Source organism: Roseateles sp. P5_B10 (assembly GCF_056400485.1).
This window is the reverse complement of record NZ_JBFULE010001596.1, coordinates 1-603: the sequence shown is the minus strand read 5'-3', so window position 1 is coordinate 603 and position 603 is coordinate 1. Positions and strand designations below refer to the sequence as shown.

Annotated in this window: 1 pseudogene; it reads right to left on the bottom strand. The window is 58.4% G+C overall.

Going from position 1 to position 603, the window contains the following annotated elements:
- A pseudogene (locus AC1DU6_RS34790) lies at positions 1-328 on the bottom strand (amidohydrolase/deacetylase family metallohydrolase); the annotation flags it as partial.
- Positions 329-603: the final 275 nt, after the last annotated feature.

Below are 603 nucleotides of genomic sequence, written 5' to 3'. Positions count from 1 at the left end.
GACGAAAGCCGGGCAGCGTCATGCAGGACGGACCGCCCTGATCGATCAGTGTGGTGACGCCGGACTGCACGCCGACCATATCGGGCTGCATGCCGAAGCGGCCACTGACATACTGATAGACATGCGCGTGGGTATCGATCATGCCCGGCAGCACCAGCTTGCCTGAGACGTCGATCACCTCCTTCGCACTGGTTGGCAGAATGTCGGCCTGCACGGCGGCGATCTTGCCGTTGCGGATGGCGACATCCTTGATGCCGTCGATGCCGGCTGCGGGATCGATAACGCGACCACCGCGCAGCAGCAGGTCGAATGAGGCAGTAACAGACATGGCGATCTCCTTACGCTCCAGCGGACTTTAGAGGCCCACCAAAATACGAAGCATACTTCGTAATTTACAAAAGCAAAGTCCGTGCCATATGAGTTGCAATGCGATATTTTCAGAGCACCTGCACCATGCGAGAAGCAGTCGCTACCAGGAGACACTGAGTTGCCCAAAGCAAAGCCACGGCGCGATCAAGCCGCCCACAAGCCATGGCCACTGGAACAGCGGCCCGGATTTCTGATCCGCAGGCTGCATCAGATCCATGTCGCACTGTTCCAGGA